Source organism: Alcanivorax sp. HI0083 (genome assembly GCF_001635175.1).
In genome coordinates this window covers 1-1,742 of sequence record NZ_LWFX01001136.1, presented here as the reverse complement: position 1 = coordinate 1,742, position 1,742 = coordinate 1, and the positions used below count along the sequence as shown (strand labels likewise).

The window sequence follows — 1,742 nt, the reverse complement described above, 5'->3', positions numbered from 1 at the left end:
GCCCACCCAGCCCAGGAAAAAGCCCAGCAATTGCCAGGTGGCATCCAGGCCCAGGCAGCCCGGCATCACCGGGTCACTTTCGAAGTGGCAATCGAAGAACCAGAGGTCCGGCCGGATATCCAGCTCGGCAACGATTTCGCCTTTGCCGTATTTGCCGCCCTGTTCGCTGATATGGGTGATGCGGTCCATCATCAGCATGTTGGGTAAAGGCAGTCGCGCATTGCCGGGGCCAAACAGCTCACCGTGCGCACAGGCGAGGAGGTCCTCGCGAGAATAGGAAGATTTCTGTGTTGTCGTAGTGCTCAAAGTCTTACTCCATGCAGGCCAGGGCGGCGCATTTTGAGTATATGGATTATTTGTGACGTTTTATCTTCAGCGCGGTGACACCCTGTCATGTAAGCGCTGATAGTAGCAAAGCGAAGTGAGAGCATACGAATAGCAACCGTCTCAAAATATGTCTTGGCGCCGTTTTACCGAAAATGACCGATGAACGGAGTGAAATGACCGCTGTCTATCTTCTTGTACCGCTCAGGGGGTCTTTTCATTGCGGCACCGCCACGGACTTGCAATTGCCGGACCATCTACCGATGCTATGCGCGCCGGATCGCGCCAAATAGCCGCGTCCGGCCGCCCCTTGACCAGTCAAAAACGCAAGTCGCATATCCAGTCGTATAAGTAAGGAGCTCTCGTGGCGGTAGAAATCGGGCATCTTTCCCTGTGGTTGGCACTGGCTGCTGCCCTGTGCCTATCAGTTTTCCCCCTGATTGGCGTGTATCGCAACCTGCCTGCCTGGCAGTGGTATGCCCGTCCGTTGGCCTGGGTGCAGTGGCTGGCCATGACTGTCGCCATGGTGGCGCTGGGCTATTCTTTCTATATCAATGATTTCTCCGTGACCTATGTGGCTGGGCACAGCAACTCTGCGTTGCCGCTGGAGTACCGGCTGTCTGCTATCTGGGGCGGCCACGAAGGGTCCCTGTTGCTGTGGGGCTGGATGCTGTCCGGCTGGGCGGCCATGGTCGGGTTGCTGAGCCGCAGTGTGCCATTGCCGATGGTGGCCCGGGTGCTGGCTGTCATGGGCATGATTTCCGTGGGCTTTATGCTGTTTATGCTGCTCACCTCCAACCCCTTTGATCGAAACCTGCCCTGGTTCCCGCTGGATGGCGCCGATCTGAATCCGCTGCTGCAAGACCCTGGACTGATTATTCACCCGCCCATGCTTTATATGGGCTATGTAGGTTTCTCCGTGGCGTTTGCATTTGCGGTGGCCGGTTTGCTGATGGGTAACCTGGATCCGGCCTGGGCTCGCTGGGCCCGGCCGTGGACCACGGTGGCGTGGAGTTTCCTGACCGTGGGTATCGCGCTGGGGTCCTGGTGGGCGTACTACGAACTTGGTTGGGGCGGCTGGTGGTTCTGGGATCCGGTGGAAAACGCCTCCCTGATGCCATGGCTGGCGGGTACAGCCTTGATTCACTCACTGGCGGTGAGCGAAAAGCGCAACATGTTCCGTGCCTGGACGGTGTTGCTGGCGATCATTACTTTCTCTCTGAGCTTGCTGGGGACTTTCCTGGTGCGCTCCGGGGTGCTGACCTCGGTCCACGCCTTTGCCAACGACCCGGCCCGGGGAGCTTTCATTCTTGGCTTCCTGATTGTGGTCGCCGGTGGCGCATTGACCTTGTTTGGCCTGCGGGCGTCGGCGCTGCGCTGTGATACCGGTTTCAAGCCGGTATCGCGGGAAGCCTTCC

2 protein-coding genes are annotated in these 1,742 nt (G+C 58.6%); one reads left to right on the top strand and one right to left on the bottom strand.

What is annotated here, in order from left to right:
• Positions 1–306: bifunctional 3-hydroxydecanoyl-ACP dehydratase/trans-2-decenoyl-ACP isomerase (gene fabA / locus A3754_RS15955; protein WP_082904791.1), on the bottom strand; the 306-nt coding region annotated here is incomplete at its 3' end.
• 382 nt (positions 307–688) lie between these two features.
• On the opposite strand from fabA, the gene A3754_RS15950 reads away from it, so the two are divergent.
• The coding region (locus tag A3754_RS15950) for a heme lyase CcmF/NrfE family subunit (protein ID WP_197468685.1) at positions 689–1,742 on the top strand (1,054 nt) is incomplete at its 3' end.